This is a genomic window from Bradyrhizobium sp. HKCCYLRH3059, from assembly GCF_051168035.1.
GTDB lineage: Bacteria > Pseudomonadota > Alphaproteobacteria > Rhizobiales > Xanthobacteraceae > Bradyrhizobium.
The window spans coordinates 1,506,648-1,532,076 of the sequence record NZ_JBNPUF010000001.1 but is presented as its reverse complement, the minus strand read 5'-3'; the positions used below and the strand labels follow the sequence as shown (position 1 = coordinate 1,532,076).

The window sequence follows — 25,429 nt, the reverse complement described above, 5'->3', positions numbered from 1 at the left end:
AGCGAGGTGAGCTGCTCGCCGCCGATGGCGTGATGCGCGGCGTGCTCGTCGGACACCGCCTGCGAGGCCGAGCCGGCGGCGCCGAGCGCTTTCGCAATGCCGTTCGGATCGATGATCATGATCACGGCGCCGTCGCCCAGGATGGTGTTGCCCGAGAACATGTCGATGTGACGCAGCTTGGTCGACATCGGCTTGACCACGATTTCCTCGGTGTGGAACACGCAGTCGACCACGATGCCGAAGGTCTGGTTGCCGACCTGCGTCACCACGATGAATCCGTTCTCCGGATCGGTCGACGAGCCGTCGTCGATCTTCAGGAGCTTCTTCAGATGCATCAGCGGCAGCAGCTTGTTGCGCAAGCGCAAGACCGCGGTGTCCTTGATGCGCTCGATGCGGTGCTCGGAGTTGGCGCGCGCACGCACCAGCTCGACGACCGACAATTGCGGGATCGCGAAGCGGTCGCCGCCGGCTTCGACGATCAGCGCCGAGACGATCGCGAGCGTCAGCGGGATCTTGATGGTGACCGAGGTGCCCTCGCCGAGCACCGACTTGATGTCGATGGTGCCGCCGATCTGGTCGATGTTGGTGCGCACCACGTCCATGCCGACGCCGCGGCCCGAGACCGAGGTGACGGCGGCCGCGGTCGAGAAGCCCGGCTCGAAGATGAACTTGTGGATCTGCGCTTCCGTCATCTTCTCGAGCTCGGCCTCGGTGACGAGGCCGTTCGCCAAGGCCTTGGCCTTGATGCGCTCGGTGTTGAGGCCGCGGCCGTTGTCGGCGATGCAGATGATGATATGGCCGCCTTCGTGATAGGCGGACAGCCGGATGGTGCCCTGCTCGGCCTTGCCGGCCGCGGCGCGCTCGGCCATCGTCTCCAGGCCGTGATCGGCGGAGTTGCGCACCATGTGGGTGAGCGGGTCCTTGATCAGGTCGAGCACCTGGCGGTCGAGCTCGGTGTCGGCGCCGTGCATCTCGAGCTCGATCTGCTTGCCGAGTTCGGTGGCGAGGTCGCGGACGATGCGCGGCAGCTTCTGCCAGGCATTGCCGATCGGCTGCATGCGCGTCTTCATGACGCCCTCCTGCAGCTCGGCGGTGACGTTGGACAGCCGCTGCAGCGGCACCTTGAACTCGGTGTCCTCGTTGCGGCGGGCGATCTCCAGGAGCTGGTTGCGCGTCAGCACCAGCTCCGAGACCATCGTCATCAGATGTTCGAGCGTGTCGACGTTGACGCGGATCGACTGGTTGGCGACCTTGTCGTTCTCGTGCACCTCGCCGTCGGCATTGACCTTCGGCCGCGCCGCCTTCTTCGGCTCGGCCTTGGCCTCTGCTTCCGCCTTGGCAGGCCCGGCCTTGGCGACCGGCGCCGGGGCAGCGGCCTTGGGCTCAGGCGCCTTCTCATGCGCGGGCGGCAACTCGATCGCGGTCTCGCGGAAGGCCCGCTCGAGTTCGTCGAGCGACACTTCGCCCGGACGCAGCGGACGCTCCAGCGTCTGGTCGATCAAGGAGCCGTGCGTCACCGTGGGGGCCGGCGGCGCGGCCGGCACCAGCGGCGGGGCCGCTTCGCCCGCGGCCATGGCCGCCATGCCGCGCTCGACCATCGCCTCGAGCTCGCTGATGAGGTCGCGGTCCTCGCCCTCGGGCTCGGCCTCGTTGGCCTCGAGCTGTCCCAGGATGTCCTTGATGCGGTCGATCGTGGTCAGGATCAGCGTCACGGCCTCGCCGGTCACCGGCATGCCGTCGCGGAACTTGCCCATCAATGTTTCGGCGGCGTGCGCCAGTGCTTCGAGCCGCGGCAGGCCGAGGAAACCGCAGGTCCCCTTGATCGTGTGCACCAGCCGGAAGATGTTATCGAGGATCTTGGCGTTGTTCGGCTCCTGCTCGAACCGCACCAATTGATTGTCGACGGTATCCAGGCTCTCGCTGGTCTCCGTCAGGAACTCACGCAACAGGTCATCCATGAAACTGGCCTTCGCACGCAACGGAACGCGACATGACGCGCCCTTCAAACCGTGGCCAGTTTCGGTGCAAAGCGTTTAATATTAGTTGAGTAAGCGCAAATGAACGGACTCAACAAAGAGATAAGATGCATCCGGACAAGTTCGGACACATCGGCAAGGCTTGATTAACCATGGTGAAGGGATTGTTGCGTCTGTCCCACGACACGAGGCCGCAGGGACTGACGCGGCAGGACGTCCGCCCGATCAGGCCGCCTGCACGACCATCGCATTGCCGTCGGCGGTGAGCGTCACCTTGAGGCCGCAGGCATCGGCGAGCAGACGGGTGTAGTAGGGCTGCACCGCGTGGGCATCGATGGTCGATTGCAAGTCGCCACCGAGCAGATTGACGATGTTCTGCGGCAGCCGGGCATTGAGCCCGGTGGCGGCGACGCGGAAGCTCATGGTCTCGCCATCGCCGATCGGGTCGACGGTCAGCATGCCGCCGCGCGGGATCGTCTGCTGCGCCACCACCATCATGTTGAGCAGCAGCTTGACCCGGTTCTTGGGCAACAGCAGCCGCGGCAGATTCCAGGTGATCGAGGTCTTGGCGTCCTCGATGTGGCCGCGCGCCATGGTCTGGGCGTCGCCGAGATCGATCTGCGCGCCCGCAGAGCCGGCCGCACCAAAGGCGAGGCGGCAGAATTGCAGCCGGGCCGACGCCGTCTTGGCGCTCTTGCGGATCAGCTCCAGCGCGAAGTCGCGATCCTCCGGCTTCGGATTGTCGTCGAGCACCTCGAGCCCATTGACGATGGCCCCGACCGGACTAATCAGGTCGTGGCAGACCTTCGAGCAGAGCAGAGCGGCAAGTTCGAGCGTATCGGGAGCGGGAATCGGATTGGCGATCTCGGGAGAGGACGTGCCGGACATTCGATGTTCCTGAAATCCGCGAACCTGGGCGAATCATGCTTGCGCTAACGCTTGATACACTGCGAAAGCATGGACCGCCACCGAACTGAGAGCGGCACACGGGAAAGTACGTAGCGGTTTTCCCGGCAGCCGCAATGAACGTGCGAACGGCCGTACCCGGATGCGCCGGGCGCCAGAACAGGGATACGATGATGCCAGCTGCGTACGGAATGGCCGGAAGGAGCACCGCGCAATGACGACGGCACCGACTGCAGGAACCGTCGGGGTCGAGGCCGCCGCGGCGCTGATGACGCCCCTGACGGAGCTCGTCGTCGAGGCGGCCTACGCGATCCTCGCCGTCAACCGGCGCGCCATGGCCGTCACCGACAAATCCGACGGCTCGCCGGTCACCGAGGCCGATCTTGCCGCCGACCGGGTCATTGCCGAGGGGCTGGCGCGGCTGGCGCCCGCGATCCCCGCGCTGTCGGAGGAGCGGGTCGGAACGAGCGCAGGACCGTTCGAGGGCAGCTTCTTCCTGATCGATCCGCTCGACGGCACCAAGGAGTTCGTCGCCGGGCGCGGCGAGTTCACGGTCAATCTGGCGCTGGTTACCGACGGCAGCCCGCTGCTCGGCATCGTCTGCGCGCCGGCCATCGGCCAGATCTGGCGCGGCCTGGTCGGCCGTGGCGCCGAGCGGCTGTCGTTCACGGAGGCGGGTCTGGCGGCCGCCGAGCCGATCCGCACCCGGCCGATGCCGCCGCAAGGCGCGGCATGGGTCGCCGCGGTCAGCCGGTCGCATGGCGATGCCCGCACCGAAGCCTTCATTGCGGCGCGTCCGGGCGCGGTGCGCCTGCCGCTCGGCTCGGCCGTGAAGTTCGGGCGGCTCGCCGAAGGTCTGGCCGACATCTATCCGCGGCTCGGCCCGACCTCGGAATGGGACGTGGCGGCAGGCCATGCCGTGGTCGCAGCCGCCGGCGGCACCGTCACCAGCGAGACCGGCGCGCCGTTGCGCTATGGCGAGCGCCCCGACGGCTTCATCGTGCCGTCCTTCATCGCCTGGGGCGACCCGGCTGCGGTGAAGGTTTGAGACAGCGCTGCCGCGCTATTGCGGCAGGTCGCCCTCGAGCGCCGGCCAACGGGCCTCCGCACCCGGCAGATAGCGGCTCGGGTCGGCCGCGAAAGCGTCGCGGCTCTCTTCTCGGTTGAACAGGAACAGCCGTTCCTCGACCACGACGAAGAAGCGCGGGTTGCCGGCCACCGTTACGCCGCGAGCCACATCGGTCGGGTCGTAGCCGCCGAATTGCGGGCCGTAGACCTCCGGATGGGCCAGGAACGAGGCGCGATTGCCCTCGTTGCGAAACCGCCAGACCACTCCACCCTGGGACGCCTCGAAATCCGGCAGCCCCGGCATGGCCCTGCCATCCACGAAATAGGAAACAGGGTCGAAGCCGTCGATCGCCAGCCCGCTGAAGCGGTCGGAGATGATGCGCTGCGTCGTGGCCGCCGGCGCGCCGACCGGCGGCAGCCCAGCGAGCGCGATAGCGGCAATTACAAGGCGAAACAGCGACTTTGACCCGGTCTGGGGCGGTTGTTGCCGTTGTGCGGTCATAGTTGGTGCCGATAACATGAGAGTCGCAGGGGCATCGCCCCTCGCCCGACAATCGCCCGATGTGGTTGGCGTCAGGTTAAGGCGAGGCTCGGGCAGCCGATAGCAGGGGATTTCCATCGATGAGTTTCGCATCCCGCCTTGCCGCCACGACGTTCGCGGCCGTGCTGGCCATGACCGCGTCGGTCGCCGCGCAGCAGGCGCCCCCGCCTGCCGCGCCGCCGTATCAGCAGCCCGCACCCCCGCCGCGCCCTGCGCCGAGCCCGGACAGCTTCAACCCGGACGAGCTCGTCAATGCCGGCCACCGCTTCTTCGGCAACGTTTCGCGCGGCCTCGCCTCGGTGATCGAGCGCGCCGTCAGCCAATGGGGCCTGCCGAATGGCTACATCCTGGGTGAGGAAGGCGCCGGTGCCTTCGTCGCCGGTCTCCGTTACGGCGAAGGCACGCTCTACACCAAGAACGCCGGCGACCTCCGCGTCTATTGGCAGGGCCCCTCGCTCGGCTTCGACTGGGGCGGCGACGGCGCCCGCACCATGACGCTGGTCTACAACCTGCCGGCCACCAGCGCGATCTACCAGCGCTTCGTCGGCATCGACGGCTCGGCCTATATCGTTGGCGGCTTCGGCATGACGGCGCTCACCGCCAACAACATCGTGCTGGTCCCGATCAGGTCCGGCATCGGCCTGCGGCTCGGCGCCAATGTCGGCTACCTCAAGTTCACGCCGAGCGCGACCTGGAACCCGTTCTGAGGCCGCCGCCGATACCGCCAATTGATGCCGCGAGGACACGTTCTCCCGTGACGGATCAAGGTTAACACGGCATTGGGCTGGCGTTGAATCAGCCCGCCGTGCATTGTGATTCCGTTAATCATTTCTGACCGGGAGTTGTGCGTCATGGTCGAGCCGATCATGTATTTTGCGATCGGTTTTCTGATCGCCATGCTCTGTGCGCTGATGATCGTGCCGCTGGTGCACAATCGTGCGGTGCGGCTGACGACGCGCCGGCTCGAGGCGGCGACGCCGCTGTCGATGGCCGAGATCCAGGCCGACAAGGACCAGCTGCGCGCGGAGTTCGCGATGTCGGCGCGGCGGCTGGAGATGAGCGTCGACGCGCTCAAGAACAAGGCCACCGGCCAGCTCGCCGACCTCGGCAAGAAGACCGACGCCATCAACCGCATGAAGATCGAGCTCGGCGAGAAGAACGCCGCGATCTTTGCGCTGGAGGCGCGCGAGAAGGCGCTGAAGGATCAGCTGCGCGCCACCGAGGAAGAATTCGCCGCCAAGACGGAGGCGCTGCGCGCCGCCGAGCAGGCGCTGAAGGAGAAGCAGGCCGAGCAGGTGCGCCTGACTGCCGAGCTCAACGACAAGGCTTTGCTGGCCGACAGCCGGCAGGTCGAGCTGGTGTCGGTCAGGACCCAGGTCGAGGAGCTGCGCAGCCGCGTGGCCGACGCCGAGAAGGAATTCTCCGCGACCCAGACGCGGCTCGCGCTGGAGCGCGACGAATCCGACACCGCGACCAAGGCGCTCAACGACGCCCGCGCGCGGGTCGAGAATCTCAGCCAGCGCGTCACCGAGCTCGACCGCCAGCTGATCGTCCAGGTCAAGGAAGCCGAGATGCTGGCGAGCCGCGTCGCCGACCTCGAGGGCCGGCTGTCGACCCAGGGCAAGCTGCTTGCCGAACGTGATTTCGAGAACAACCAGCTGCGCGAGGCCAACGTGGCCGCCGACCGCGCCTTGAAGGAGCTGCGCGAGGAGCTGGCCGGCATGGGCAGCGGCAAGTCGGCCGCGTTCGAGCGGCTCAAATCCGAGAAGGCCGCCCTCGAACAGCAGCTGCAGGCCGCCCGCGACGAGCGCACCAAGCTGCAGCGCGAGATGAACGCCATCCAGCAGCAGGCCGAGAGCACCTGGGCCCAGGAGCGGATGGAGAACGCGCTGTTGCGCGAACGTATCAACGACATCGCCGCCGAGGTCGCCAAGCTCGCGATGCAGATCGAGGGCCCGAACTCGACGATCGAGGCCATGCTGGCCGCCGAGCCGGCCCCCGCCAAGCCTGCCAACGCCAATGGCGTCGCCGCGGCGCCGGCTGCTGCGGCCGGCGGTGCGCCCCAGGGCGGTACCCTGGCCGACCGCATCCGCGCGCTGCAGTCTCATGCCTCGCGAGCACGGCAGCTCGGGGCCTGAGGCCGCCGGATCGGAGCCGAGTGCGGCGGATATCTGCCCCTCTCTTCAGTATGGAGGCCGGCCCGCGAGAGGGCCGGTTTCGGCCCCGATCGAGGACGGGCCACCGCACCCCGGCAGTTTTCCTCGCCATCTCCGCCGCAAATCCTTGACACCCCCTGCCCGCGCTTCGTAAATCGCGGGCTCCGACGGACTGCTTCGGCGGCTCGCTGGCTCACAGCCACGACCGCCACCGGCAACCGGGCGCATAGCTCAGCGGGAGAGCGTTCCCTTCACACGGGAGAGGTCCAAGGTTCGATCCCTTGTGCGCCCACCATTTGCCGTCGCCATCCTTTTCCTTTCATGCGATCGCTTGTGCTGGTCTGGCCCGTCGTCATGCCTCCGGCGACGCGATGGTCACGCAGGATTGAGCGGGATCAACGACTGCGTCGGCGCCTGGCTTATGTTAGCTGTCTTGCTCTGCGACCGGAAAGGTAACTCCATCTCGATGCGGCTCGTCCGTACCATCCTGGCGTTCGCGATTGCCCTGTCCGTGGCGATGCTGCCGATCGGCGCATCGGCGGCTGTGATGGCGTCGTCGGACGAGATGCAGACGAGCATGCAGATGGACGACGGGGCCGGCATGTCGATGGACGAATGCTGCCCCGACGACATGAAGGGCACCGGCTCCCCGTCGCACAACACCAAATGCAGCATGGGTTTCTGCTGCGCGGGAGGGACGGTTGCGCTCGGCGATGTCAGGGCCGTTGCCTTCGCGCCCCTCGCCGTGAGCGCGACCAGGATCGCCATTCCCGCCGATCAGGTCGCTTCTCTTCACAGCGGCAGTCCTCCGTTCCGACCTCCTCGAGTCTGATCTCGCACGAGCCGACGCGCACAATGTCTGCGCGCCGATGACTGACGTGCGCGCCGCGGGCGCCACGGCCGAGATCCATTCATGAGGACAGGACCATGCTTTCCAGAATCAGCACCGCGGCCCTCGCCGCCACCCTTTCGCTCGCCGCACCGGCCGCCATCGCCGGCGCCGCCGACTACAGCTTCGAGCCCGTCACGGCCGAGATGAAGAAGGGCGACGACGTCACGGTCGCCGTTCGTCTCACCCATAAGCAGACCGGCAAGGCCGTAACTGACGCGGTCATTTTCAAGACACGCGTCGACATGGCGCCGGACGGGATGGCCGACATGGTGTCGGAGGTGGCGCCGCTGCCGTCCAAGGAGCCCGGCGTCTACGCCTTCAAGACCGACCTGCCGATGGCCGGGCGCTACCAGGTCACGCTCTCCGCGAAGGTGCAGGGCGAGCCGGAGACGGTCACCGGCAAGGTCGTCGTCAAGGCGACGAAGTGAGCCTGCGGGGCGCTCCCCGACGAGCGCCCCGCCCTTCCCAACGGATCGCGCGCGTCGCGCGCCTCACGGTGATGTCATGAACACATTGCGTCTGCTCGCGGCCGTTACGCTCGGCGCCGGCCTTGGTTTGGGTGGTCTCTGGTCGATCCAGACATCGCCGCCGTCGCTCCGCCCCCATCTTGCCGCCACGGCGGCGGAGCGGATGCCGCTGTATTATCGCGATCCCAGCGGCGCCCCTGCCTGGTCGGCAGGCCCCAGGAAGGACGAGCGCGGGCGGGACTACCTGCCGGTCTACGACGACGATCAAGCCGCGCCCGCCCCCGCCAAGCCGACGCAGCAGGCGGACTCCTCGCGCCGGATTCTCTACTACCGCAATCCCATGGGCCTGCCTGACACGTCGCCTTCTCCGAAGAAGGACCCGATGGGAATGGACTACGTTCCCGTCTACGAGGGCGACGATGCCGAGGATGGCGTGGTGAAGCTGTCGCCCGGCAAGATCCAGCGGACGGGCGTGAGATCCACGCCGGTCGAGCGGCGCACGCTCCGCATCGCCGTCAAGGCACCGGGAACGATCCAGCTCGACGAGCGCCGAGTCTCCGTGATCGCGATGCGGGCCGAAAGCTTCGTGCAGAAGGTCGCCGACGTGACCACGGGCACGCGCGTGAAGGCGGGCCAGCCGCTGATGGAGATCTACAGCTCGGCGATGGCCGCGGCCGCAGCCGAGTATCTCTCCACCATCAATTCCAGCATCGTCGGCGGCAACGCAACCTACGGCCGCGGCGCGCGCCAGCGCTTGACCAATCTGGACGTCCCGGAGCCGGTGATCATGGCGATGGAGAGGTCGCGCGTCGCACCGATCACGGTTCAATGGTCGGCGCCGCGCGATGGCGTCGTGCTGGAGCGCAATGCGACCGAAGGCATGCGCGCCAATCCGGGCGACGTGCTGTTCCGGATCGCCGACATCTCGACGGTCTGGGCCTTGGTCGATGTCGCCGAACGCGACCTCGGCAGCATCGCCGTCGGACAGCCCGTGACGATCCATGCGCGCAGCTTCGCGGGCCGAACCTTCGCCGGCTCGATCGCAGTCGTCTATCCCCAGGTGAACAAGGACACGCGGACGGCGCGCCTACGGATCGAGCTCGCCAATCCGGACCTCGCGCTGCTCCCCGACATGTATGTCGATGCCGAGATCGACACCGCGGACCCGGCGCCGCTCTTGGCCGTGCCCGCTGATGCCGTGCTCGACACCGGCAGGCGCCAGGCGGTCCTCGTCGACAGGGGCGGCGGCCGCTACGAGCCGCGCGCCGTGACGCTCGGCCGGCGCGGCGCCGGCTATGTCGAGGTGCGCGATGGCCTGTCGGATGGCGAGGCGGTCGTCACCTCGGCCAACTTCCTGATCGACGCCGAAAGCAACCTGAAGGCCGCGCTGAAGAGCTTCGCGGACTCCGACGAAGCGCAATCCGCCGGCAGCGACCACGCCGGCATGGGAGACCACAAATGATCGCCCGCATCATTGCCTGGTCGGCGCGCAACCTGCTGCTGGTCCTGTTCGGGACCGGCTTCGCCGCAGCAGCCGGGCTCTACGCACTCATTCACCTGCCGCTCGACGCAATTCCCGATCTGTCGGACACCCAGGTGATCGTCTACACCGAGTATCCCGGTCAGGCGCCTGAGGTCATCGAAGACCAGGTCACCTATCCCCTGACGACCGCGATGCTCACGGTGCCGAAGTCGAAGGTCGTGCGCGGCTTCTCGTTCTTCGGCGTGTCGTTCGTCTACGTCATCTTCGAAGACGGCACCGACATCTACTGGGCGCGCTCGCGCGTGATGGAGTTCCTGAACAGCGCCGCCTCGCGGCTTCCGGCGGGGGTCACGCCGACGATCGGGCCGGACGCGACCGGCGTCGGCTGGGTCTATCAATACGCCGTCATGTCGAAGGAGCTGAATCTCGCCGACACCCGCACGATCCAGGACTGGAACCTGAAGTTCGCGCTCGCCAAGGCCGAGGGTGTCGCCGAGGTCGCGAGCATCGGCGGCTTCGTCAAGCAGTACAACGTCGTGCTCGATCCGCAGCGCATGCGCGACCGCGGCATCAGCCTGCAGAAGATCCGCGACGCGATCCGCGCCAGCAATGCCGATGTCGGCGGCCGGACGGTCGAGCTGTCCGAGTTCGAATACGTCATCCGCGGCAAGGGCTATCTGAAGAGCATCAACGATCTCGGCAACATCGTGCTCAAGAGCTCAGGCGGCACGCCCGTGCTGCTGCGCGACGTCGCCAATGTCGAGCTTGGCCCCGACGAACGGCGCGGCATCGCCGAGCTCAATGGCGAGGGCGAGGTCGCCAGCGGCATCGTACTACAGCGCTTCGGCGTCAACGCGCTCGACGTGATCGAGAACGTCAAGAAGCGCCTGCATGAGATCGCGAGCAGCCTGCCCAAATCGGTCGAGATCGTTCCGGTCTACGACCGCTCGAACCTGATCTATGCCGCCATCGACACGCTGAAGCACACGCTGCTCGAGGAGAGCATCGTCGTCGCCTTCGTCTGTATCGTGTTCCTGCTGCACGTCCGCAGCGCCCTGGTCGCCATCCTGATGTTGCCGGTCGGCGTGCTGATGGCGTTCGGCGCGATGAAGCTGCTCGGACTCGGCTCGAACATCATGAGCCTGGGGGGCATCGCGATTGCGATCGGCGCCATGGTGGATGCCGCGATCGTCATGATCGAGAACGCCCACAAGCATCTGGAGCGTGCCGAGCCCGACGCATCACGCGTCCAGATCCTGATCGACGCGGCCGCGGAGGTCGGCCCCGCCCTGTTCTTCAGCCTGCTGATCATCACCGTGTCGTTCATGCCGATCTTCACGTTGGAATCGCAGGAAGGCCGGCTGTTCAGCCCGCTCGCCTTCACCAAGACGTTCTCGATGGCGGCAGCGGCGCTACTCTCGGTGACGCTGGTGCCGGCGCTGATGGTGATCTTCGTGCGCGGCAGGATCGTTCCCGAGCATCGCAATCCGATCAACCGCTTGCTGATCTGGATCTACCGGCCGGTCATCAAGGGTGTGCTGCGGGCCAAGACGCTCGTGATCCTCGCCGCGGCCGCCGTGCTCGCCATCACCGTCTGGCCGGCACGCCAGCTCGGCACCGAATTCATGCCGAGCCTGAACGAGGGCACGCTGCTCTACATGCCGACCACCCTGCCCGGCATCTCCGTCACCAAGGCCGCCGAGCTGATGCAGATGCAGGATCGGATCATCAAGTCGTTCCCCGAGGTCGCCTCTGTCTACGGCAAGGCCGGGCGAGCGGCGACCGCCACCGACCCTGCGCCGACAGAGATGTTCGAGACGGTCGTCAACCTCAAGCCCAGGGAGCAGTGGCGTCCCGGCGTCACGATCGACAGCCTCGTTGCCGAGATGGACAAGGCGCTGCAATTCCCCGGCGTCTCCAACGCCTGGACGATGCCGATCAAGGCGCGCATCGACATGCTCTCGACCGGCATCCGCACGCCGATCGGCGTCAAGGTAATAGGCACGGACCTGACCGAGATCGATCGTCTGGCCAAGCAGATCGAGCGGGTGATCAAGACCGTCCCCGGAACCTCCTCGGCCTATGCCGAGCGCGGCATCGGCGGCTATTACCTTGAGATCACGCCCGACCGCGAGGCCCTCGCCCGCTACGGACTCCTGGTCCAGGACGTCCAGGATACGATCGCGGCCGCCCTCGGCGGCCAGACGATCACCACGACCGTGGAGGGCCGCCAGCGCTTCAGCGTGAACATGCGCTATCCGCGCGATCTCCGCGACAATCCGAAGGCCATCGCCGGCGATGTCCTGGTGCCGATGCCCTCAGGCGGCGCCGTGCCGCTCGGCGAGGTCGCGAAGGTCGAGCCGGCCAGGGGCCCCACTTCGATCCGGACCGAGAACGGACAGCTCGCGACATACATCTATGTCGACATCCGCGACCGCGACATCGGCAGCTACGTCGCGGACGCGCAGCGCGCCGTCACCGAGAGCATCCAGTTTCCGGCCGGGACCTATGTACTCTGGAGCGGGCAGTATGAGTATCTGCAACGCGCGACTGCCCGGCTCAAGATCGTCATTCCCGTGACGCTCACCATCATCTTCCTGCTGCTGTATCTGAACTTCAGGGCCATGACCGAAACCCTGATCGTGATGCTGTCGCTGCCGTTCGCGCTGGTGGGCGGCATCTGGATGATGTGGTGGCTCGGCTTCAATCTGTCGGTCGCCGTCGCCGTCGGCTTCATTGCGCTTGCCGGCGTCGCCGCAGAGACCGGTGTCGTGATGCTGATCTATCTCGATCACGCGCTGGCCGCGGTGAAGGCGAGGCGCAGCGTCGAAGGCTGTCCGGTGAATCGGCAGGATCTCCAGGACGCGATCATGGAAGGCGCGGTCGAGCGCGTGCGCCCGAAGATGATGACCGTTGTCGCGATCATGGCGGGCCTGCTGCCGATCATGTGGAGTACGGGCACAGGGTCAGAGATCATGCAGCGCATCGCCGTGCCGATGATCGGAGGCATGATTTCGTCGACCCTGCTCACCCTGATCGTGATTCCGGCCATCTTCGGTCTGGTCAAGGGACGCAGCCTGTCGACCAGAACCGGGACGGCGGCAAGCGCTTCGAGCGGGTCGCAGGACGTGCAAAGGGCAGCTTGATCCACCGACAGCGAGAGGAGAGACGATGAGAAATTTCGCGACAGGAGCTCCGGTGGTCGCGGCGGCGCGGCGAAGGCGCCCGATCACGGTCAGCGACTAGCCGTACCGGCGCTGACAACGAACGATCGTCACCCCTGAGCCCGCCGACCGTTGATGTGGATCAACCTGAATGGCCCACGTCTGGCCATTGTTGATCGCCCCCTGAAGGAGGACTTGGTCATGCAAAAATTGCCCCTGGCTTTTCTGTTGGCGTTTTCTGCTTTGGCGCATCCCGCCTTTGCTCAATCCTCTAGTGACCATTCGGCCCATCATCCTGATCAGAAGGAAGCGCCAGCAACTGATGCCGGCAAATCGACCAGCGGGGCGAGTGGCGGCGGCATGATGAAGATGATGGACGGCATGCCGATGTCCAACATGATGCCGATGATGTCCGGCATGACGCGGCCGTCCGACGATTGTATGGGCGGCATGGAGGTGCTCGATCATGTGGAGGGACGGATCGCGTTCCTGCGGGCGGAGCTCAAGATCACGGACGCCCAGATGCCGGCATGGAACGGCTTCGCCGACGCGTTTCGCGCGCGTGCGAAGACGCTCGGCGATCTGCGGACTGCGATGATGTCGCAGGCCGGCTCGGAGACGGTGCTCGACCAGCTGACCGCACAGGAAAAATCGCTATCGGCTCGCCTCGACGCCACGCGAGCGATCAAGACCGCCCTGAGCGACCTCGTCGCAACCTTTTCCGACGAGCAGCGAAAGGTGGCCGACGAACTGCTCGCGCCCAATCTCGGCATGCCGCCGATGGGGATGCGGGGCGGCCGAATGAGCTCCATGCGGATGCAGCGGGGCCATTAGGAGAGGACCTGCTCCATGAAGCCGTCGACTCCGCCTCCGCCTGGCGGTCGTCAATCCGAACGGGGGATCCGCGGCGCTCGTCGGTTTCGTGCAATGACCGGTTACGACGGGGTTGCCTGGGGCCGATCGGCAAGCGGATACGCCGCGAGCGTCGCATTCGACGTCTGCGGTCGACATGGGAAGTTGACCTATATAGGGTACCCCCCTATATTATCCCGATGTCGCACACCATCAAACACAAGTCCAAGCTCCTCGCACGGGTCCGGCGCATCAAGGGCCAGATCGATGCGGTGGAGCGCGCGCTCGAAGCGGAGTTGGGCTGCGCCGACGTGCTCATGCTCGTCGCGTCGGTCAGGGGCGCAATCGGAGGCCTGACCACCGAGCTGCTGGAAGATCACATCCGGCACCATGTCGTGGACCCCGCGCACGAAAGCGATCCCGACAAGGCCAAGGGCGCCGCCGACCTGATCGAAGTGGTCCGGACCTATCTGAAGTGAGACTGGCATTGACCGATCTGTCTCAACTGCTCCAGCAAGGCAGCGCGCATGCGTGGCTGTTCGTGCCCAGCGCGATTGCCCTGGGTGCGCTGCATGGCCTGGAGCCCGGTCATTCCAAGACCATGATGGCCGCCTTCATCGTCGCAATCCGCGGCACCGTCCTGCAGGCCGTGCTGCTCGGCCTCTCGGCGACCATCTCCCACACCGCGATCGTATGGGTGATCGCACTCGCCGGTCTTCACTTCGGTCAGGAGCTTTCGGGCGAGCGCAGCGAAGCCCTTCTGCAACTGATCTCGGCCGTCGTCATCATCGGCATCGCGGCCTGGATGGTCTGGCGCACCTGGCGGGACCAGAGTGGACACCATGACCATGACCATCATCACCATCACGACGCGCTGCGATCGGTCGCGCTTGCCGGCCACGCGCTGTCGGTGGAGATCTTCGAAGATGGCGTGCCGCCGCGTTGGCGGATCCGGAACGAGACCGGCGCACTCCCACCCGCCGATACGCTCCACGTCACGACCGTTCGTGGAGACGGCCACGAGCAGCAGTTCAGTTTCCGGGCCAGCGGCGACGCCTTGGAGAGCATCGAGGAGATCCCCGAGCCGCACGTGTTCAAGGCACGCATCACGCTTGCTGGCGCCTCCGTCGAGATCCTGTTCGAGGAGCACACCCACGATCACATGGACCTCGGCGACGAGGACGATGCCCATGCGCGCGCCCACGCCGACGACATTCGACGGCGCTTCGCCGGCCGTACGGTCACGACCGCACAGATCGTCCTCTTCGGACTGAGCGGCGGTCTGATCCCTTGCCCCGCCGCCATCACGGTCCTGCTGTTGTGCCTTCAACTGAAGCAGTTCAGCCTGGGCTTCATCCTAGTGCTCTGCTTCGGCATCGGCCTGGCCATCACCATGGTGTCCGTCGGCGTTCTGGCCGCACTCAGCCTTCGGCATGTCGAGCGCCACTGGTCCGGCTTCAGCCGCCTCGCGCACCGGGCGCCCTATCTCTCGGCTGCTCTGATCGTACTGGTCGGGACCTATACGGGTTGGCTGGGACTGCACCAACTGATGACTTGAGGCGAAAGCGCGACCTAAGCCGATGCGGCGCCACAGAGGATTCATGGGCGAATTCGTCCGTGAATGGCGGCCGGACTAGCCTCTCATCGGCAGATCGAACCGCCGCCGATCGATCGCCTCGCGCTCCGACAGTCCCGCCGCCCGCGCAGAGATCCGGCTCTGACAGCGGCCCTCCTGGCTCTCCGTAGCGGCGTCGATGAGATCATCGATGTCGCGCGCAGCTTCCAGGCAGCGCCCGAGCTTGGCGAGAATGCCGAGGTCCTGGTCGTGGGCTCGAGCGACCTCCGCCAGGATCTCGGCACCGCGCTGAGGCCGATTGGCATGACATTCATTCCCATGACGCCGCGAGCCCACCGCATCGCGATGAGAGCCCGAAGCTCGCAGCCGCAGTTGGAGGCTGCTGCGTCGATGCACTGGGCCAAATTGGCCTCGCTCACCCGCGCATGGGCTCCCTGCGTCCGGCACAATCGTCACAGAATGCCCTCGCCGCTGCCCGTGCCGCCGGTGCAAGTCGGCTTTTGCGGGGCGGAACTCTCACGTTTTCCTGATTCCTGCGTCAGAACGCCGCTGGTCGAATTCGCCTATGGTCCGGCGCGTTTCCAACCCACGGAGGTTTTCCGCATGCGTAAACTGATCATCGCTACCGCCGCCCTCGCGTTCGTCTCGTCGGCCGCTCTTGCCCAGTCCACCGAGAAGCCGATGACGACCACCGGCCAGTCGGCGAAGAGCGGCGACGCCATGGGCGGGGGCGACGACATGAAGATGAGCAAGACGAAGAAGAAGTCGGCGAAGAAGTCGTCCGGCGACGCCATGTCGAAGTAAGGCGTGGGAGCGCCTGTCCGCAGGCTCCACATGCGCGACGAGATCGGGCCGCTCCTCTCAGGGGCGGCCCTTGTTCATTCGCGTCGACCGGCGATCGCGCACCTCTTCTGCGAGATGTCTCAGCCGGCGGCGAGTCCCATCTGCTGCAATCGCCCCGCGAACCAGGCCGACAAGACCGGATCGATCCGGGCGCCGACATAGACCTCGGGTGTGATCACGCTCCGGCGGTCGAGAATCACCAGCACGCCGATCCAATACGCAAACCACAGATGCGGGTCGGTCAGCGCCATCAGCTTGTGGCGGTCGTGCGCCAACGGCTGGTGGTTGCCGGCCTTGCGGACCTCGATCGCCAGCAGATTGTCGGGCACGGCGCGCTTGTGGACGACGATGTCCGGGTAGATCGATTTTCCCAGCTCGTCATCGGTCGAGACGATGGTCCCGCGCGGCAGCAGCATGGCGCGGTCGCCGAGCCGGTTGTAGTCGCAATCGACGTCCCAGCCGAGGAAGTTGCGCTCCAGATGCACCGCGAGCCGGTGCGTCAAAGCGCGCTCACCGAGATCGCGGTCGAGGATGAAGCGCTCGCGCGCATAGAACTCCTGCAACGCGGAGATCAGCCGGTTCAATTCGCTGTGCATGCCGCCCAAACAAAACAAACGGTGGAGACGTCACCATCAACACGCGATCGTGCTGAGTCGCCAACCACATAAATGCGGCGATGACGCTGCCATCAACCGGCGGCCGATTTACGGCCGCCGGGTTGCGGGCGGAGGAACCTACATCTGCACTTCGATCAGGCGCGGACCGTATTCGGCGTTCGCCTCGGCCAGCGCGGCATTGAACTCGTCGGCCGAGGTGACGGCGCGGCCGGGGACGCCCATGCCCTTGGCCATGGCGACGAAGTCGAGCGTCGGGCGGTCGATCTTGAGCATGTCCTGGGCGCGCTGGCCGGGCTCGCCGGCGCCGACGCCGTCGAACTCGCCGCGCAGGATCTGGTAGATCCTGTTGGCGAACACCACCGTGACGACGTTGAGGTTCTCGCGCGCCTGGGTCCACAGCGACTGGATCGTGTACATCGCGCTGCCGTCGCCCACGAGGCACATGACCTTGCGGTCCGGGCAGGCCACCGCGGCGCCGGTCGCGACCGGGGTCGAGAAGCCGATCGAGCCGCCCATGTTCTGCAGCCAGTCATGCGGCTTGGCGGCCGCTGTCGGCGGGAAGAAGCCGCGGCCCGTGGTGATGGATTCGTCGACGACGATCGCGTTCTCGGGGATCGCGTAGGCGATCGCCTGGGCGATGGTGGTGTGGTTGAGCGCCCCTAGCGGCTTGATCAGCTCGGCGAGCGGCTGCGGCTTCACGTCGGCCGGCTTGGCGCCGAGATGGCCGGCCAGCGCCTCGAGCGCCGCGGCCGAGTTCTCGCCCCAGGCGGTCATGCGGTGCACCTCGGTGCCCTCGGCCTTGAGCATGCTCGGCTTGTTCGGATAGGCGAAGAAGGCGACGGGGTCGTTGGCCTCGACCAGCACGATGTGCTTGTAGTTCTTCAGGATCGGCAGCGCCTGCTCGATCACGTAAGGGATGCGGTCGATCGAGAAGCGGCCGGCGCCGCGCGCCATGCGCGGGTGATAGGTCTGCCCCATCACGCGGCAGCCGGTCTTGCCGGCGATCTGCTGGGCGAAGGTCAGCGCCTGCTCGGTCAACGCGCCCGCGGTCATCAGCACCAGGGTTTCTGGGCCGTGGGCGTGCAGGATCTTGGCCGCCTTCTCCACCGCGTCAGCCGAATAGCTCGGGCGCTGCGCCTCTCCCGGAACCTGGGCAATGCCGTCGGCCTCGTTCCAGGCGGTGTCGGCGGGTAGGATCAGGGTGGCGATCTGCGGCGGCGCGCTCTTGGCGGCGGCGATCGCGGCGGCGCCGTCGGCGGCCACGGCCTTGGCGCTCGGCGAGGTCCGCACCCAGTCCGACATCGGCCGCGCCAGGCCCTCGATGTCCGAGGTCAGCGGCGCGTTGAAGCCGATGTGGTAGGTGGCGTGCTGGCCGACGATGTTGACGATGCCCGAGCGGGCCTTCTTGGCGTTGTGCAAATTGGCAAGGCCGTTGGCGAGGCCGGGGCCGAGATGGAGAAGCGTCGAGGCCGGCGTGCCCTTCATGCGGAAATAGCCGTCGGCGGCGCCGGTCACCACGCCTTCGAACAGGCCGAGCACGCAGCGCATGCCCTCGACACGGTCGAGCGCGGCGACGAAGTGCATCTCGGAGGTGCCCGGATTGGTAAAGCAGACGTCAACGCCGCCCGCGACCAGGGTCCGCACCAGGCTTTCCGCACCGTTCATCCTATTCTCCTGCTGATTCCGCGCGCCATTTGCAATGCTGGGCAGATCAATCATTGTTCGCCCGCGGCGTCAAAGGGGCTGGCCGCATTGCTGCCATCGCCGCGGTGCTCATGCGCGGGCTTGGCTAACAGGATGTTGGTCCAGGACGCGCGCGATTTTCCGTGGGATTTGGGTCACGGACCGTCGCCACATACCGGCCTCACGCCGCCGTGGGTTGCGAAGTGCAACCGTTTATGGCCTGTCTGCGAACGGAATTTGATGTTTGCCAGGGGATGGAAATGAAGCGCTGTTTGGCTTTGGGAATTGCTGCGGTCGCGTCGGTGGCAAGCGCCGGGATGGCGCGGGCGGAAATGTTCGACACCAGGGACCTCTTCGGCGGCGGGCCGAACTTCTACCAGAGCGGCGTGAGCCCGATTCCGCGCCAGACCGTGATGTTCCAGAGCCAGTATGCGCCCGGCACGATCATCGTGAACACCAGCGAGCGCCGGCTCTATCTGGTCCTGCCCGGCGGCCAGGCGTTGCGCTACGGCATCGGTGTCGGCCGTGACGGGTTCCGCTGGAGCGGAGTGCACCGCATCACCGCGAAGAAGGAATGGCCGGCCTGGACCCCGCCGTCGCAGATGCTGCGGCGCCGGCCCGACCTGCCGCGCCACATGGCCGGCGGCATCGAGAACCCGCTCGGCGCCCGCGCGATGTATCTCGGCTCCACGCTGTACCGCATCCACGGCTCGAACGAGCCCGAGACGATCGGCCAGGCGGTATCGTCGGGCTGCTTCCGCATGACCAATGACGACGTCGCCGACCTCTACGACCGCGTCTCGGTCGGCGCCACCGTGATCGTCAAGAACTGAGAGCCGCACGCGACCACGACGATGAGGCAATGTCACAGCGCGCATCCTCGCCGGCAGCACCGGTGCTCCGGGCGTCCCCTGCGGAGCGCGGTGGCTGCCGCGCTGGCTGCGCTCGTGACCGTGGTGGTCCCGCTGCCGGCGTCGGCCGCCGAAATTCCGGCGATCGCCGCCCGCCAGCGCATCGAGAAGAAGAGCTTCACCGACGCCGAGATCACCGACGGCTTCTTCAAGACCGCCTTCGGCGCCGAGTATCACCTGGCGGGCCGGGTTGACCGCATCCGGAAATACAGCGCGCCGGTGCGGGTGTTTGCCGACGGCCGCCGCGCCGACCGCAAGGCGCAGCTCGCCAAGGTCGTCAAAGATATCGCCGCCCGCATCCGCAACCTCGACATTGCGATGACCGAGACCGACGGCGACGCCAATGTCCGCGTCAAGCTGGTGCGCGACCGCGACCTCTACCACACCATCAGCCAAGCCTATGGCAGCGAGCGCGCGCGCGAGATCAAGACCTCGCTGGATCCGCAATGCCTGTCCGGCTTCCGCAAGAACGAGGCGTTCGAGATCGAGCGCTCCGACGTCATCCTCACCGTCGACAACGGCGATTTCGTCTTCCTCGATTGCGCCTATGAGGAGCTGCTGCAGTCGCTCGGGCCGATCAACGACACCTCGAGCGTGCCCTGGACGATGTTCAACGACAACGTCTCGATGGGCTATTTCGACGTCTACGACCAGTACATCCTCAACCTGCTGTACGACCCGCGCGTCAAGGCCGGCATGACGCTCGCCGACGTCAAGGCGGTGCTGCCGGACGTGCTGGCCGATGTGCGGGCCTGGGTGAGGAAGACCAACAATCTGGCGGAGTGAGCGGTCGGTTGATCCGAACGCGCTTTTGATCGCCTCATTGAGAGCCCGGACGCCGCCTCAGCCTCCGCTGTCGTCCCTGCGAACGCAGGGACCCATACGCCGCGGCCTCTGCAAGTGGCAAGCTGAGCGACGCCCGCTTCCAACAACAAGGTTCGGTGGTTATGGGTCCCTGCGTTCGCAGGGACGACACCGAATGTATGGCAACGCTGTCGGCACAAATCGACGCCAAGCGCAGCCGTCGCCCGAACGCCAAACGCGTCCCAATGCCTAGCGACAAATCCCCTTCAGCGCCCGCCACTCCTCCGCACTGAGCAGCGGCGGGCCGCTCGGCGGCCGGTCCTCGGCGCGCATGCGGGCGAGACGGTCCTCGCTGAGCGGATGACTGGCCCACAGCGACGGGCGCTTGCCGTCCTCCTTGCCGGTGATGCGGAACAGCAATTCGCCCATCGGGCGCGTCGGCCGTCCGAGCTTGTGCATCACCTCGATCGCGAAGCCGTCCGCGGCCGCCTCCGCCTCGCGCGAATAGGACGCGTTGATCATGGCCCGCGAGGCGAAGATCGCCGCACCCGCGCCGGTGACGTCGCCGAACAGCAGGCCGATCAGGAACGAGCTGCCGCCATTGTGGATCATCTGCCGCAGGTTGTCGCGGTGCTTGAGGTGGCCGAGCTCATGCGCCAGCACGCCGGCGACCTCGTCGGGGTCATTGGCCTTGTCGAGCAGCCCCCTGAACAGGAAGAATCGCCCGCCCGGCAGCGCGAAGGCGTTGGGGATCGGCGTGTCCAGCACCTGCGACGCGATGCTGTCGTCGAGGCCGGCGGGGCGGCGCAGCGCCGTGACTAGCTTGGCGAACGCGGCCTGCCCCGCCGCCTCGCTGCAGAGCTTGTCGCCGAACACGGTCTGGATCTGCACCACGGCGGCCTCGCCGAGATGCCGCTCCATGGTCGGCGGCACCAGGGGCGTCAGCCGGTCGGAGGCGAACGGAATCACCACCAGCACGACGGCGACGATCGAGGCGGCGGCGGCCAGCGACCAGCCGACGATGCGCGTGATGGCGCCGCGGGTCATCCTGTTCTGGTCGATGTGGCTGCAGCGCGCGATCAGCTCGGCCGACAGCGCTGCGTCGCGGATCTCCAGCCGCGCCAGCGGCGACGCCGACAGGCAGCTCACGCGCAGCGTGCCGCTCGGCCCATCGACGCGGCGGATGTCGGCATAGGGCCAGGAGACGAAATTGTCGGCGCTGCGCATCACCAGCTGATTGGCAAAGCCGATCGTGACCACCTGCCGCCGGTTGGACAGGCCGTCGAAATAGACCGCAGGGCCGCCGAGCGGAGCGGCAAGCTCGACCGGCGTGGCGGCGGCCGGCGCAGCAGCGCCCGCCGGCCCGGAATCAGAATCCGGCGACGTCGAGTCCATCGGCAAATCCTTCGCCGAGCGCGCTGGCCAGATCGCCCTTGGCGGCGACATTGGCCATGGCCTCGATGCCATGCACTTGAACCGACTGCAGCACGGTCGCCCACATGTCGCGCACCAGATAGAGCCGCATCACGACGTTGAGCGCCAGGATCCAGGCGACGTAGCCCAATCCGACCAGCACCAGCATCGGTATGTTGTCAGACAGCGCCTGCACCTGAGGCAGGCCGTCGCTTCCCGGCCCCAGCAGTTTGATCATCAGCGCGGCGACGCCACTGAAATAGGCGCCGGAGGCGACCGACAGCAGAAACCACCAGCCGATCACCTTCCAATACAGACCATAGAACGCGTTGCCGGGCAGGTCCGATTCCAGACGCACGCCGCCGAAGCGGATGCCCGACAGCCACCAGCGCCACTCGATCGCTTTGAACTGCGCATAGACGAACGGAAACAACGGAAACAGCAGCAGCGCAAACGGCGCGATGACCCACAGATACCAGGCGCGCTTGAAGAACTCCCAGCCGCGTCCCTCGAAGTCGCCGCTGAGATCGCCATAGTGCGAATGCCGCATCTTGTAGCGCTCGAGCGCGGCGGCGCGCCACGGCCAGGCCAGCCCCAGCGTGACCACCGTCAACAAGGTCCACAGCATGGCGCGCCCGGCATAGGCCCAGCCCGAGCCGGTCATCCAGAATCGGATGCCGCGCCAGACCGTGCGCGTCAGGCGGTAGCGGCGCGCGCGGAAGATCGCGAACTGGCCGAAGGCGTAGAAGGCGATCACCAGCGGCACGCTGGCGAAGGCCTTGAAGCGCTCGGCCTCGACGCCGACGAGGAAGTAGGCAAGGTAGATCGGGACCAGGATCGCCATCGCGAACAGGAAGCCAATCAGGAGCTCCTTGCCGCGGCCGGTATATTCGGCGGCATCACCGTCGACGGCCGTGTTGACCCAGAGATGACGGCGGATGTCGGTCGCAAGCCAGAACCGGTAGAAGCCCAGCGTGATCAGTTCGATGGCCGCCCCGCGGCTGACCAGCCGGAAGAACTCGCCACGCGCACCCGAGAAGGTGGCGGTGAGAGGCGGAAGCGGCGGCGGCTGCTCCGGAACGTAGCTCATCTGGTTCACGGCTCAAGCCTCCGACACCCGCAAAAGATCTACAATATACCTCGATGGTTCGTCGCCGGGACGACTTCGAGGTTCGACGTATTTTCTACGCAAGTCGGCCGGAAAAAAACACCGGCCTCGACGAGGATGACTAAAATATCTGCATCCGGCCGGTTGGCGAACGCATGTCCCGCATACGCCAACCGCTTGGTCTGCGCCTCAAGACGTCTTCTCGAACAATTCCCGCCCGATCAGCATGCGGCGGATCTCGCTGGTGCCGGCGCCGATCTCGTAGAGCTTGGCGTCGCGCAGCAGCCGCCCGGTCGCATAGTCGTTGATATAGCCGTTGCCGCCGAGCAGCTGGATCGCATCGAGCGCACATTGCGTCGCCTTTTCGGCGGCGAACAGAATCGCGCCGGCGGCGTCCTCACGCGTCGTCTCGCCCCGATCGCAGGCCTTGGCCACGGCATAGACATAGGCGCGCGCGGCATTCATCGTCGTGTACATGTCGGCAACCTTGCCCTGCACGAGCTGGAAGGTGCCGATCGGCTGGCCGAACTGCTTGCGCTCGTGCACGTAGGGTAGCACCGCGTCCATGCAGGCCTGCATGATGCCGAGCGGACCTGCCGCGAGCACCGCGCGCTCGTAATCGAGGCCACTCATCAGCACGTTGACGCCGCGGCCGACCTGCCCCAGCACGTTCTCCTCCGGTACCTCGCAATCCTCGAACACCAGCTCGCAGGTGTCGGAGCCGCGCATGCCGAGCTTGTCGAGCTTCTGCGCGGTCGAGAAGCCCTTCATGCCCTTCTCGATGATGAACGCGGTGATGCCGCGCGGGCCTCCTTGCGGATCGGTCTTGGCATAGACCACCAGCGTCTCGGCGATCGGACCATTGGTGATCCACATCTTGTTGCCGTTGAGGACGAAGCGGTCTCCCTTCTTGTCGGCGCGGGTCTTCATCGACACCACGTCGGAGCCGGCCTGCGGCTCGGACATCGCCAGCGAGCCGACATGCTCGCCCGAGATCAGCTTCGGCAGATATTTGCGCTTCTGCGCCTCGTTGCCGTTGCGGCGGATCTGGTTGACGCAGAGGTTGGAGTGGGCGCCGTAGGACAGGCCCACCGAGGCCGAGGCGCGCGAGATCTCTTCCATGGCGATGCAGTGCTCGAGATAGCCGAGGCCGGAACCGCCATACTCTTCCTCCACCGTGATGCCGTGCAGGCCGAGCTCGCCGATCCTGGGCCAGAGATCGCGCGGAAACTGGTTGGAGCGGTCGATCTCGGCAGCGCGCGGCGCGATCTGCTCTTGCGAAAAGCTCGCCACCGTCTCGCGAATCGCGTCTGCGGTCTCGCCGAGATCGAAATTGAACATGCGCTGCGCGTTGGCGATCATGGGGCGGCCTCCTGCTAGTCTTCTGCTTTGCAACAATCGCCCAAAGCCATATTCCGTGACGTGGCGCTTGTCACGCCCGACGTCCGGACAAATACCAGCGTTGCGACGCAAGACCGGCCCGGCGGCCCCACTCCGCGCTTGCCCCGCGCTCCCGGGCAGGATGTAATCGCACCCAACATCGCCGGACAGCTCAAATCCGGCCATCAGGGAGACGTCCATGCACGGGACCACCACGACGGCCGAGGCACAGCGACACGCCGCAGCAGGCGAGCGCGTCGACGACGCGGCCGCCCGCCGCGCCGCATCGTTGCCGCTCGCCGAATTCGACCCCGGTCATCCGGAGTTGTTCCGTACCGACACGCACTGGCCCTATTTCGACCGGCTGCGTCGCGAGGATCCGGTGCACTACTGCAAGGAGTCGATGTTCGGCCCCTACTGGTCGATCACCCGATACGACGACATCATGGAGATCGAGACCAACCACGCGGTGTTCTCCTCGGCGTCCGCCCTCGGCGGCATCACCATTCGCGACGTCGATCCTGACCTGCGCCGCGAGAGCTTCATCGCGATGGATCCGCCGCGCCATGCCGCGCAGCGCAAGACCGTGGCACCGATGTTCACGCCGACACATCTCGACGAGCTCGCGATCAACATCCGCAAGCGCTCCGCCGAATGCCTGGACAATCTGCCTGTCGGCGAGGTGTTCGACTGGGTCGATCGCGTCTCGATCGAGCTGACCACGCAGATGCTGGCGGTGCTGTTCGACTTCCCCTGGGAAGACCGCCGCAAGCTGACGCGCTGGTCGGATATCGCGACCACGATCCCCGGCCCCGATGGGCTTGTCGCGACCGAGGACGAACGGCAGGCCGAACTGATGGACTGTGCGCGCTATTTCGCCCGGCTCTGGCAGGAGCGCGTCAACCAGCCGCCGAAGAGCGACCTGCTGTCGATGATGGCCCACAGCGAGGCGACCCGGAACATGGACCCGAAGAACTTCCTCGGCAATCTCGTGCTCCTGATCGTCGGCGGCAACGACACCACGCGCAATACCATGTCCGGCAGCATCTATGCGCTCAGTCAGAACCCTGATCAGTACCGCAAGCTCAAGGACAACCCCGCGCTGATCGACAGCTTCGTCCCCGAGGTCATCCGCTGGCAGACCCCGCTCGCCCACATGCGCCGCACCGCGCTGGAAGACATCGAGTTCCGCGGCAAGCAGATCAAGAAAGGCGACAAGGTCGTGATGTGGTACGTCTCGGGCAACCGCGACGAAGCCGCCATCGAGCGTCCCTACGACTTCATCATCGACCGTGTCAGGCCGCGCCAGCATCTGTCATTTGGCTTCGGCATCCACCGCTGCGTCGGCTTGCGATTGGCCGAACTGCAACTCAAGATCATCTGGGAGGAGATCCTGAAACGATTCGATCATATCGACGTGATGGACGAGCCGAAGCGGGTCTATTCGAGCTTCGTGAAGGGATATGAGACGTTGCCGGTACGGATTGCAGTGTGAACTGATTGCGGTGCAGATCAACTTTGCCGTCATGCCCCGCGCAGGCGGGGCATCCCGTATTCCGGAGAACGATATTGCAATATGATTGACGTCT

Annotated in this window: 22 protein-coding genes and 1 tRNA gene; 15 read left to right on the top strand and 8 right to left on the bottom strand. The window is 66.2% G+C overall.

Features of this window, described 5'->3' with window-relative positions:
- Together ACQR13_RS06970 and chpT are read right to left on the bottom strand one after the other, a co-directional pair.
- The coding region (locus ACQR13_RS06970) for a chemotaxis protein CheA (RefSeq protein WP_434862687.1) at positions 1 to 1,958 on the bottom strand (1,958 nt) is incomplete at its 3' end.
- A 243-nt stretch (positions 1,959 to 2,201) separates the two neighbouring features.
- On the bottom strand, positions 2,202 to 2,864 hold the full coding sequence (gene chpT / locus ACQR13_RS06965; RefSeq protein WP_315752676.1) for a histidine phosphotransferase ChpT: 663 nt from the start codon (positions 2,862 to 2,864) through the stop codon (positions 2,202 to 2,204).
- A 232-nt stretch (positions 2,865 to 3,096) separates the two neighbouring features.
- Here chpT and cysQ point away from each other — a divergent pair, with 232 nt between their 5' ends.
- Entirely contained in the window at positions 3,097 to 3,930 is an 834-nt protein-coding gene (cysQ, locus tag ACQR13_RS06960; protein WP_315714009.1) for a 3'(2'),5'-bisphosphate nucleotidase CysQ, read from the top strand.
- Between the two features lie 15 nt (positions 3,931 to 3,945).
- Here the strand turns inward: cysQ and ACQR13_RS06955 are convergent, their stop codons facing one another.
- Entirely contained in the window at positions 3,946 to 4,452 is a 507-nt protein-coding gene (locus tag ACQR13_RS06955; protein ID WP_315714008.1) for a YHS domain-containing (seleno)protein, read from the bottom strand.
- A gap of 119 nt (positions 4,453 to 4,571) precedes the next feature.
- On the opposite strand from ACQR13_RS06955, the gene ACQR13_RS06950 reads away from it, so the two are divergent.
- The 11 genes from ACQR13_RS06950 to ACQR13_RS06900 all read left to right on the top strand — a co-directional run bounded on the left by ACQR13_RS06950 (position 4,572) and on the right by ACQR13_RS06900 (position 15,885).
- On the top strand, positions 4,572 to 5,198 hold the full coding sequence (locus ACQR13_RS06950; protein WP_315714007.1) for a DUF1134 domain-containing protein: 627 nt from the start codon (positions 4,572 to 4,574) through the stop codon (positions 5,196 to 5,198).
- A 144-nt stretch (positions 5,199 to 5,342) separates the two neighbouring features.
- Entirely contained in the window at positions 5,343 to 6,629 is a 1,287-nt protein-coding gene (locus ACQR13_RS06945) for a hypothetical protein (RefSeq protein ID WP_315714006.1), read from the top strand.
- Between the two features lie 238 nt (positions 6,630 to 6,867).
- A tRNA-Val gene (locus ACQR13_RS06940) sits at positions 6,868 to 6,942 on the top strand.
- A 171-nt stretch (positions 6,943 to 7,113) separates the two neighbouring features.
- Positions 7,114 to 7,479, top strand: a complete 366-nt coding sequence (locus ACQR13_RS06935) for a hypothetical protein (RefSeq protein ID WP_315752732.1) — start codon at positions 7,114 to 7,116, stop codon at positions 7,477 to 7,479.
- Between the two features lie 95 nt (positions 7,480 to 7,574).
- Positions 7,575 to 7,967: a FixH family protein gene (locus ACQR13_RS06930; RefSeq protein ID WP_315714005.1), complete on the top strand. Its 393-nt coding sequence runs from the start codon at positions 7,575 to 7,577 to the stop codon at positions 7,965 to 7,967.
- A gap of 76 nt (positions 7,968 to 8,043) precedes the next feature.
- Positions 8,044 to 9,468: an efflux RND transporter periplasmic adaptor subunit gene (locus tag ACQR13_RS06925; protein ID WP_315826078.1), complete on the top strand. Its 1,425-nt coding sequence runs from the start codon at positions 8,044 to 8,046 to the stop codon at positions 9,466 to 9,468.
- The gene (locus ACQR13_RS06920) at positions 9,465 to 12,635 is read left to right on the top strand and encodes an efflux RND transporter permease subunit (RefSeq protein ID WP_315826077.1); all 3,171 of its coding nucleotides are present in this window, start codon (positions 9,465 to 9,467) and stop codon (positions 12,633 to 12,635) included. The genes ACQR13_RS06925 and ACQR13_RS06920 overlap by 4 nt, the downstream gene beginning before the upstream one ends.
- Before the next feature lie 153 nt (positions 12,636 to 12,788).
- On the top strand, positions 12,789 to 13,487 hold the full coding sequence (locus tag ACQR13_RS06915; protein WP_316200323.1) for a Spy/CpxP family protein refolding chaperone: 699 nt from the start codon (positions 12,789 to 12,791) through the stop codon (positions 13,485 to 13,487).
- 218 nt (positions 13,488 to 13,705) lie between these two features.
- Complete coding sequence (locus ACQR13_RS06910) at positions 13,706 to 13,984, top strand: metal/formaldehyde-sensitive transcriptional repressor (RefSeq protein WP_315714001.1); 279 nt, start codon at positions 13,706 to 13,708, stop codon at positions 13,982 to 13,984.
- 8 nt (positions 13,985 to 13,992) lie between these two features.
- Positions 13,993 to 15,063, top strand: coding sequence for a nickel/cobalt efflux transporter (locus ACQR13_RS06905; protein WP_316225862.1), 1,071 nt, complete (start codon positions 13,993 to 13,995; stop codon positions 15,061 to 15,063).
- 63 nt (positions 15,064 to 15,126) lie between these two features.
- Entirely contained in the window at positions 15,127 to 15,885 is a 759-nt protein-coding gene (locus ACQR13_RS06900) for a hypothetical protein (RefSeq protein ID WP_316201371.1), read from the top strand.
- 119 nt (positions 15,886 to 16,004) lie between these two features.
- Here the strand turns inward: ACQR13_RS06900 and ACQR13_RS06895 are convergent, their stop codons facing one another.
- Positions 16,005 to 16,520: a hypothetical protein gene (locus ACQR13_RS06895; protein WP_315752668.1), complete on the bottom strand. Its 516-nt coding sequence runs from the start codon at positions 16,518 to 16,520 to the stop codon at positions 16,005 to 16,007.
- 138 nt (positions 16,521 to 16,658) lie between these two features.
- Positions 16,659 to 18,206, bottom strand: coding sequence for an acetolactate synthase large subunit (locus ACQR13_RS06890; RefSeq protein ID WP_315752667.1), 1,548 nt, complete (start codon positions 18,204 to 18,206; stop codon positions 16,659 to 16,661).
- Positions 18,207 to 18,484: 278 nt separating this feature from the next.
- Here ACQR13_RS06890 and ACQR13_RS06885 point away from each other — a divergent pair, with 278 nt between their 5' ends.
- Together ACQR13_RS06885 and ACQR13_RS06880 are read left to right on the top strand one after the other, a co-directional pair.
- Positions 18,485 to 19,057, top strand: coding sequence for a L,D-transpeptidase (locus ACQR13_RS06885; protein WP_315713996.1), 573 nt, complete (start codon positions 18,485 to 18,487; stop codon positions 19,055 to 19,057).
- Between the two features lie 21 nt (positions 19,058 to 19,078).
- Positions 19,079 to 19,921, top strand: coding sequence for a DUF2927 domain-containing protein (locus ACQR13_RS06880; protein WP_409998669.1), 843 nt, complete (start codon positions 19,079 to 19,081; stop codon positions 19,919 to 19,921).
- A 267-nt stretch (positions 19,922 to 20,188) separates the two neighbouring features.
- Here the strand turns inward: ACQR13_RS06880 and ACQR13_RS06875 are convergent, their stop codons facing one another.
- The 3 genes from ACQR13_RS06875 to ACQR13_RS06865 form a co-directional block, all read right to left on the bottom strand.
- On the bottom strand, positions 20,189 to 21,334 hold the full coding sequence (locus tag ACQR13_RS06875; protein WP_315752666.1) for a M48 family metallopeptidase: 1,146 nt from the start codon (positions 21,332 to 21,334) through the stop codon (positions 20,189 to 20,191).
- Positions 21,309 to 22,442, bottom strand: a complete 1,134-nt coding sequence (locus ACQR13_RS06870; protein ID WP_315714374.1) for a DUF898 family protein — start codon at positions 22,440 to 22,442, stop codon at positions 21,309 to 21,311. The genes ACQR13_RS06875 and ACQR13_RS06870 overlap by 26 nt, the downstream gene beginning before the upstream one ends.
- Positions 22,443 to 22,649: 207 nt before the next feature.
- Positions 22,650 to 23,822, bottom strand: a complete 1,173-nt coding sequence (locus ACQR13_RS06865) for an isovaleryl-CoA dehydrogenase (protein ID WP_315752665.1) — start codon at positions 23,820 to 23,822, stop codon at positions 22,650 to 22,652.
- Positions 23,823 to 24,039: 217 nt separating this feature from the next.
- On the opposite strand from ACQR13_RS06865, the gene ACQR13_RS06860 reads away from it, so the two are divergent.
- On the top strand, positions 24,040 to 25,335 hold the full coding sequence (locus ACQR13_RS06860) for a cytochrome P450 (protein WP_315752664.1): 1,296 nt from the start codon (positions 24,040 to 24,042) through the stop codon (positions 25,333 to 25,335).
- Positions 25,336 to 25,429: the final 94 nt, after the last annotated feature.